6 protein-coding genes and 2 pseudogenes are annotated in these 8,354 nt (G+C 41.3%); 7 read left to right on the top strand and 1 reads right to left on the bottom strand.

All coding sequences use genetic code 11. The features are described from left to right. Positions 1-37: 37 nt before the first annotated feature. The 7 genes and pseudogenes from QNK26_RS09380 to QNK26_RS09350 all read left to right on the top strand — a co-directional run bounded on the left by QNK26_RS09380 (position 38) and on the right by QNK26_RS09350 (position 6,686). Positions 38-298 carry a PhzF family phenazine biosynthesis protein gene (locus QNK26_RS09380; protein WP_319222444.1) on the top strand — a complete coding sequence of 87 codons (261 nt, stop codon included), beginning with the start codon at positions 38-40 and terminating at the stop codon, positions 296-298. Next, positions 285-605: pseudogene (locus QNK26_RS09375) on the top strand (PrpF domain-containing protein); the annotation flags it as partial. The gene QNK26_RS09380 and the pseudogene QNK26_RS09375, both read left to right, overlap by 14 nt. 160 nt (positions 606-765) lie before the next feature. Next, the gene (locus tag QNK26_RS09370) at positions 766-3,654 is read left to right on the top strand and encodes an Ig-like domain-containing protein (RefSeq protein ID WP_319222442.1); all 2,889 of its coding nucleotides are present in this window, start codon (positions 766-768) and stop codon (positions 3,652-3,654) included. Positions 3,655-3,862: 208 nt separating this feature from the next. Beyond that, a complete protein-coding gene (locus QNK26_RS09365; protein WP_319222441.1) occupies positions 3,863-4,285 on the top strand; it encodes a lysozyme inhibitor LprI family protein in 423 nt (140 codons plus the stop codon). Between the two features lie 69 nt (positions 4,286-4,354). After that, positions 4,355-4,951, top strand: a pseudogene (locus tag QNK26_RS09360) (glutathione S-transferase family protein). Positions 4,952-4,988: 37 nt separating this feature from the next. Then, on the top strand, positions 4,989-5,852 hold the full coding sequence (locus QNK26_RS09355; RefSeq protein WP_319222439.1) for a PhzF family phenazine biosynthesis protein: 864 nt from the start codon (positions 4,989-4,991) through the stop codon (positions 5,850-5,852). Between the two features lie 237 nt (positions 5,853-6,089). Further along, a complete protein-coding gene (locus tag QNK26_RS09350; protein ID WP_319222438.1) occupies positions 6,090-6,686 on the top strand; it encodes a GNAT family protein in 597 nt (198 codons plus the stop codon). Between the two features lie 107 nt (positions 6,687-6,793). On the opposite strand, the gene QNK26_RS09345 is transcribed toward QNK26_RS09350, so the two are convergent. Further along, the gene (locus tag QNK26_RS09345; RefSeq protein WP_319222437.1) at positions 6,794-8,245 is read right to left on the bottom strand and encodes a sensor domain-containing diguanylate cyclase; all 1,452 of its coding nucleotides are present in this window, start codon (positions 8,243-8,245) and stop codon (positions 6,794-6,796) included. Between the last annotated feature and the right edge of the window lie 109 nt (positions 8,246-8,354).

The raw sequence follows: 8,354 nt of genomic DNA, 5'->3' as shown, positions 1-8,354 counted from the left end.
TGGTGGTAATCCCGCTGGTGTTGTTCTTAATGCTGATGTGTTATCGGATGAACAAAAGCTGAGCATTGCCCAAGCGGTAGGTTATTCTGAAACCGCGTTTGTTTGCCATGATGACGATGTAGATTTTGAGGTTTCATTTTTTACCACCACCGGTGAGGTTGATTTTTGTGGTCACGCCACATTAGCAGTGTTCTCGACGCTATTCCAAGAGGGGATCGTTGTCGCAGGGCGTTATACCCAAAAAACCAAAGCAGGATTGCTTGCCGTTGTCATTGAATCCACAGGTCATCTCAAGTGATAAGGCTATCACCGCCAATGAGATTGATTTATCGGTAAGGGCATTGTCGATGGGGAAATTACATCACGCCATGATGGGCACCGCTGCGGTTGCCATTGGTGCTGCTGCCGCTGTGCCTGGTACGCTAGTGAATTTAGCTGCGGGCGGTGGCGCTCGTAATGCGGTGAACTTTGGTCACCCTTCTGGGACATTACGGGTTGGCGCAGAGGCTAGTTTGGTTAACTGAGAGTGGACGGTAAACAAAGCCTGTATGAGCCGCAGTGCACGTATTCTAATGGAAGGATGGGGACGGATTCCGGTTGATTAAGCTTATTATTTGTCACGTCCTAAATTACTTGCTGTTATGTTAATTAGGAGAGTGTGTACTAGGCATTGTATTAAGGTCTGAGATTAATTTGTCCTGTAGATGTCAAAACTTCAATCATAAACAATAAGAGGGATCGTAATCAAAATTTAAAAGGATGTTTATGAAACGAATAAAAACGCCACTAGCATGTGCGATTGCTTTAAGCCTCGCGACGTTATGTTCGCCTATGACTTTCGCTGATAATTTGTCTGTAAACTCATCGTTACAGAGTGTGGAAAAAAAAGAGATTTTACATTACTTCTCTGTGGCTGAAGATGATTTCTCTCTTATTGACCCGTATATGGTATTAAAGCCCGGTGACTCGATTAGTCAAAATTTGCTGATTACAAAAACGGAACCGTTAGCATCAGATGTCATTCCTGTTGATTACTTGACTGTTGCGGGCGTTTATGTATATACAGGGGGTGAAAATGATGCTCAGCTGACGATCATTGATGCTGAGACAGGTGACATGGTGCACCGACAGCCACTCATCTTAAAGAGAATAAATGATTCAGGGCTTAATAAGCGCACCCGACCTGATAGTCCAATGGCAATGAAGGTTGTTGAATTTAGCAGTCCTGTTTTTTTGACTGCCGGTAAACAATATACAATAGTCATTGATGTTAATGAAGGTTCGGAAGACCTCCGCTTGCATTTGCTTGATGGAGAAAGTGCGCTTGGCAATGCTGTTATCTCATCGCAGGGAGGTCAAGGTCAGGAAGTTGATAACCCACTATGGTTACGTGCATATGCAAGCGTTGAATGGAACGAATATCCGTTAACGATTGAAAATGATGTTAATAATAAACTCGCATTTGATCCGGGTTGGGCAACACCGGCGCCAGAAAAATTGATTGACCCGTCAGGTCCAGCCGAAGTGCTGTGGGTTAACCATGGTGATATCGACACACTTATTTCTTATCAGTTACTTGATGACACGATTGCGGATCTAATTGTTGAGCGTGGGGCTCTGCGCGATAAGCTTGTTATTAAAGCGACAGCAGAAGGGAAAACAGCGGTAGTATTGAAAACAGACGATACTATTGTCGATAAAATAATATTGCGTTCATATAAACCTTTTACTATTCCAGTATCTTATCGTTACGTTGCTTACCCAGGCGAACCGATATTTGACAGCTGGTATCGTGGAATCAATGAACATATTCATCGTATCTATGAACCTCTGAATATTAAGGTCGAACTTTTTGATTTGGGGGTTCAAACTTATGAATGGGACTTGAATGGAGACAATAATAGTTATGGTGAGGCGGACTCTATACCGTTAGATAATGACAAATATTACTATGATAACCTGTTTACAATTGCAGACGTGAAAAATCCTTCAAAGATAAGGTGCGGTAATGGAGCTGGTAGCTCTGGTGGCGGATTTGGTGGTGAACAAGCTCGTTATGGTTATAAACGAGTCGATCGTGTTTGCAGTAGCTTTCCTGCAGCCGATACATTAGCACATGAACTTGGTCATATGATTAATTTGTGGCATTACTCTGGGTATGACGATATTTTAAATCAAGATTTAAATCTAATGAAAACAGGACATCGTCAGTCGAAACTTTTCGGTTTTCAGTGGGGAGTAATGCATAACATTCTCCGTCAACATCAGAGAGATGGAACTCTTTATCTTGATAAACCCGTTACTCCACCCTTTGAAGGGGAGGATACCACAGCACCTGTGGTCGCAGATATTAAGGCTGCAGCTAAACATCTTAATACCAGTCGATTATCCGTTCTGAATGATATCTTTGAGGATGAAAGTGGTATCGATGTGGCGAGCCTTAAGGTTGTTGTGAAGCCAACTGCAGGTATTGTAGTGGCCAATTCAGATGGTATGCTGACATACCGTCACAATAATCAGGCACTGTTAACTGATCGTGTTGGCTTTACTGTTAAAGATAAAGCAGGGAATGAATCTGAAATTGTTTATGTAGATATTGAGGTTGATACACACCAATCCATAGGCTCTAGTAAAGACTATGGTCTTGCTATTAATCATGACAGTGCCAATGTTGGTGTTGGTGAGTCCGCTGTTATTGATATTCTCGCCAATGATGCAGTATATTCTGTTGCTATAGATTACGACACTTTGGAACTAGACCGTTGGGAAAGACCAGCTCATGGCACGATTATGCAGAATAGCGATGGTACAATTACGTATACGCATGATGGTAGCAATAGCGAAACTGACAAGACTAAATATGAAGTGCTCGATCTGTTGGGTAGGGGATCTGTGTCGGGTTATGGCAATATCAATATCACGATAATGGATCCTTCTCAAGACACAAGCGCACCATTTGCAAAAGCAGATGAGTTTACTGTCAAGCAAGGTAATATTATTCAGATTAACCCGAGTGTGAATGATATTGACAGTGAATCAGGTACTGATGCATCAAGTATTTCAGTGAGAGAACAGCCACTGCACGGTATTGTTGAATATGATACGGCGGGTAATTTCACTTATCATCATGATGGTAGCGAAACTGACTCAGACCGTTTTTCTTATCGTATAAAGGATAAAGCAGGTAATATTTCTAATCTTGCATGGGTGACGTTAAACATTCAGCCTACAGATGGAACTGTCATCCCAAGTCAACCTGGTACACCGACAATCCCAACGACGCCCCCAACAGAGGATGGTGGTGCTAGTAAGTTACCATCAACACCGGGAGCAGACATTGAAGAGGGCGGTACAGTTGATCCGGATGTAAAACCTGATACGTGGGATGCCGAGGATGTTTACATTGGCGGTGACGAAGTTCGTTATGATGGCAAGCAATGGGTTGCGAAGTGGTGGACGAAAGGTAATGAGCCTAGTAATTCAGATGTTTGGCAGTTAAATGATCCGGAGGCTGCTACCCAAGCATGGTCTGTACAGAAGGCCTATAATGGCGGTGATGATGTGATTTTTAATAGTCAAACATGGCAAGCAGCGTGGTGGACAAAAGGTGAGGAGCCAAGTAATAACTCTTCGGTATGGAAACGTTATCCATGATATTAAGCTGCTGTTGCAACGAGTAGCAGCTGATGAATAAATGATTAAGGCAGCGCAAACGCGTTGCCTTTTTTATTATTGCTATTAAATGGTGTTAATAACACTTAGCCTAGAATACTAAACTAATCAAACCAGTTAATAGAATAGTTGGATTAATTATAAGATACCGTTATATTGTCAGCTTATTCACATCTAGGCTGACTTTATAATGCTAAAGATAATTACATTTTTAATCATGAGCGTCTGTAGTTTTACGGCGATGGCGACCTCGGTAGACTGCGATAAAGCGTTTAACACATTAGAGATAAATTACTGTGCGAAAGTGGAGTTAGATAAAGCGGAAGCGCAGATGCTGCGTTATTTGAATAAAAGTATTGCTCAATATACTGCAGATACGAACGTTGTCGAGTCGATTAATATTGCTCAATCCGCATGGCAGTCTTATAGTAAATCACAGTGTGACTCGGTGTTTACCATGTTTAGAGATGGAACCATGCGCGTGGTGATGACGTTAAGTTGTCGCACTAAACTCACCCAGCAGCGTACCTACGAGCTGTGGTCACAATATTTAACGTATATGGACAGTGCTGAACCTATATTACCAGAACCGAACGCATCAGATATGAGCTAGCTTGCTTGAATTTGCAGTTTGGTCTTTAGGTATAGATGAGTAGTTAAGTAGACCGTCAAGGAGGGCGAAATGAAAGTATATGGTGATTTACAATCAGGGAACTGCTTAAAAGTTAAGTTGTTACTATCTTATTTAAACATTGAGCATGAATGGATTCATTTGAACATTCTGAACAATGAAACTAAAACCAATGACTTTTTGTCTAAAAATCCCAATGGGAAGATCCCGACAGTAGAGTTAGACGATGGACGATGTCTTTGTGAGTCTAATGCTATTTTGGGGTATTTTGCCGAAAATACCAATTTCCTACCGATTGATAATTATCAGAAAGCCAAAGTATATGAATGGCTTTTCTTTGAACAATACAGTCATGAACCATTTATCGCGGTTGCCCGTTTTATTGAAAAATATTTAGGTAGGCCAAGAGAAAGATAAGTCGAATACCAGACGCTACAATCGGGTGGTAATAAAGCCCTGCAACTAATGGAAAATCAATTACAGCAGTGTGATTACCTCGTTGGGAATGCGATGACCATTGCTGATATCTCATTGTATGCCTATACCCATGTTGCAGACGAAGGTGGTTTTGATTTAAACAATTACCCCGCAATTAAACACTGGTGTCAGCGAATAAAATCAACACCGGGTTATGTGGGTATGGCGTAAGTGTTGCGATAATTGATGCACCCAGAAAGGGATCCTAATGGACATAGAAGTTATACTCGTCAATTCATTTACTTCCAATGGCGCTGGTGGTAATCCCGCTGGTGTTGTTCTTAATGCTGATGTGTTATCGGATGAACAAAAGCTGAGCATTGCCCAAGCGGTAGGTTATTCTGAAACCGCGTTTGTTTGCCATGATGACGATGTAGGTTTTGAAGTTTCATTTTTTACCACCACCGGTGAGGTTGATTTTTGTGGTCACGCCACATTAGCAGTGTTCTCGACGCTATTCCAAGAGAGGATCGTTGTCGCAGGGCGTTATACCCAAAAAACCAAAGCTGGATTACTGGCTGTTGTTGTCGAGCCGACTGGTCACGTGACTATGGATCTACAATTGCCTCAAAAACTGGGTAAATTCACCCATCAAGATATTTCAGATGTGATTGGTATCGATAGCGCGATTTTAGCAACTACTCAGTTACCAATTGAAGTCATATCAACGGGGTTAGCTGATGTCATCATCCCGGTACCCGCAGGCTATTTAGATTCAATAATACCTAACGATGCTGCGATTGCTGATTTTTGTCATAAACATGACGTCGTTGGTTTTCATGTGTTTGAGCTTTGCGGATCAGGTAGCGAAATTACAGCCTGCTGCCGTAACTTTGCGCCATTGTTTGGTATACCTGAAGAGTCAGCAACAGGTAGTGCGACAGGTGCGCTTGCTTGCTATTTTGCTGAACATCTTCCTTTAGATTATCACTATGTTGTAGAACAGGGGCGAGCGATGGGTTGTGCGTCTATGTTAACGGCATCTGTAGAGTTAAGCGGCTCTAAAATAACAAGTGTCAAAGTGGGAGGAACGGCAAGTCGAATTGGTACAACACTTTATTCGTTTTGTTGATTTAGTCAGTATTATTCCAAGTATCGACCACGATATCATTCTCTACTACATAGAATTTGTCATGCTGGTTAATACTTAGATTAAGTTTAATTATTACCCCCTTAATCACGCTACAATTGTGCCCTACAATATAAACCTTAGTACCTATAAATTAGTATTTCTTTCGTTTCTTATGGTTTTAAAGTAAGTTAATAACAAACCTATGGTTAGATTTGAGTCGCGAGAGGAGCATAAGGCATGAATAGTGATACTTGGTTAGAAGAAACGACACTTGTTGGTAGTAAAATTACATTAATCCCATTACAGCGAAAGCATGCCGCGGCATTGATTGAAGCAGCTGCAGACGGTGATTTGTGGGACTTATGGTTTACCAGCGTACCGTCAGCGGACACTATCGATGACTATATTGATAAAGCCCTTAACGAGCATTCACTCGGCAAAGCATTACCATTCGCTGTTATTGATAATAAAACGGGCGATATTATTGGTTCGACGCGTTTATGTGAGATTACAGCAGAAAATGATCGCGTTGAAATTGGTTATACTTGGTATGCAAAGCGCTATCAAAAAACAGGTATTAATACTGAGTGTAAATACTTATTACTTCAGCACGCATTTGAAAGCTTAAATGTGATTGCAACAGAGTTAAGAACCCATTGGCATAATCATGTATCACGTACAGCGATAGCCCGTTTAGGCGCGAAGCAGGATGGGGTGCTACGTAATCATAAAAAAGATAAAGATGGTTGTTACCGCGATACTGTGGTGTTCTCGATTATCGATCATGAATGGCCGATGGTGAAACACAGTTTAAGTTATAAAATGAACCGATAAAAAGTTGTTAATCAAGGATTTTGGTGGCAGGCTTGTAAAGCGAAGAACAATGGAGGATCCGAAGATCCTGCATTGACGATTGGATTGATCATATCAGTGCTGTAAGGTTAACTGCTGACAACCCTTAAATCAGATGATGTATCATCTGTGCCGATATCTTGTTTGATATTTTTTTCAGTTACAATAATCGCGTCTTCGCTGGTGATGATTAAATCACTGTAATGGCAAGATTGGTTACGACCGCGCTCTTTTGCTTCATATAAGGCAATATCAGAGAGCTTAGTCAGTTCATCCTTTTTCATACCGTTAATCGGATAGGTTGAAATACCGATTGAAACACTTAATTTACCCAAAGATAAGTCTTTCATGGCAAGATGCAAATCGTTAATTGATTTACATAAGCCATTTGCTATTTGTCTTGCTGCTTCGATTCCTGTACCAGGTAACACGATAATGAACTCTTCCCCCCCAAGACGACAGATAGTATCTTCACCGCGCATTGACTCGAGTAGTAATGAGCCTATTGTTTTAAGCACATAATCACCCGCATCATGACCATAATTATCATTAAAGCGTTTGAAGTGGTCGAGATCGAGCATCAACAGCGAAAGTTCTTGTTTATAACGTTTTGCTCTCATTAATTCTTGGTTAATTGTTTCTTCGTAGTAACGACGGTTATATAAGCCTGTTAGTGGGTCACTAATTGCTTGTTCACGCAGTTTCTCTTGAATGTTCAGGTTCGCAAGCGCCAGACCTAAATGTTCTGCAACGGTAAAGGCAAGTTGCTGCACTTCGTTATCTAAATCTTTGTCACCTGAGTACAGGTGCATCATGCCAATCGTATTACCGTGAGCAACAAGTGGGATACATAACGTCTGGTCAGCATGTTCTGAATGCACTTCGGCCATATGTGGGCAAGGCAATGTGGTATATTTATCATTCGCAAGATGGAACTTACCTTTACGCAGTGCCCAGCATTCTTCAGGTGCGTAGGTTTTACTACCAGGCCAAGCGCCACCCCAATCCAGTTTAACTAATAGCTGATTTCGAGATGAACGGATCAGCGACACAACACCGTTCACATCGCCTAAAATACGCGGGATGATATCTTCGACAATCATCTGCGCTTCATCAATCGAATTACAGGCTGCCAGCATATTGGTAAGACGACGTAATAATTCAATTTCTAGGGTTCGCTGTTCAATTTTGCTTTCTTGTTGATCTTTCTCTGCTTGCACTTGTTGGTTCATTAACTTACTGCTTAGCAGCGTCGAAAACGTCACTAAAATAAGGCTGATGATCATTAAATAAATCAAGATAGTCATTAATTCATTCGCCATCGCACTGATACGGGTTAACGGTGTCGCAACGCGAAGAATATAGTCTTTGCCTTGATAAGAGAATGAACTGGCTGAATAAAGCAGTTCTTTAAAACGACTGGTACTAAAGCGTGTTGTTGTACCATGGCCGATATTTTTAGCATCGATAACTTCTTTTCTGTTTAAGTGGTTTTCAATTTTCTTTACTTCAAGTAATGAAATATCACTATCGGCTAACACGGTACCGTCAAACGCGATTAATGTGATGTGATTCTGGCGGCTAAGCTCTACATCTGTCTTAAGATAGATATCGAGTTATTCTAAATTATCAAAAGACATGCCAGAGGTT

Origin of the sequence: Moritella sp., from assembly GCF_033791185.1 — a bacterium.
In the GTDB taxonomy this organism is placed as follows: domain Bacteria; phylum Pseudomonadota; class Gammaproteobacteria; order Enterobacterales; family Moritellaceae; genus Moritella.
This window is presented reverse-complemented; position numbering and strand designations above follow the sequence as displayed.

Bases quoted from the DNA above. Each gene is read 5' to 3' on its own strand.
- QNK26_RS09370 (WP_319222442.1), top strand. From the start codon at position 766: ATGAAACGAATAAAAACGCCACTAGCATGTGCGATTGCTTTAAGCCTC.
- QNK26_RS09365 (WP_319222441.1), top strand. From the start codon at position 3,863: ATGCTAAAGATAATTACATTTTTAATCATGAGCGTCTGTAGTTTTACG.
- QNK26_RS09355 (WP_319222439.1), top strand. From the start codon at position 4,989: ATGGACATAGAAGTTATACTCGTCAATTCATTTACTTCCAATGGCGCT.
- QNK26_RS09350 (WP_319222438.1), top strand. From the start codon at position 6,090: ATGAATAGTGATACTTGGTTAGAAGAAACGACACTTGTTGGTAGTAAA.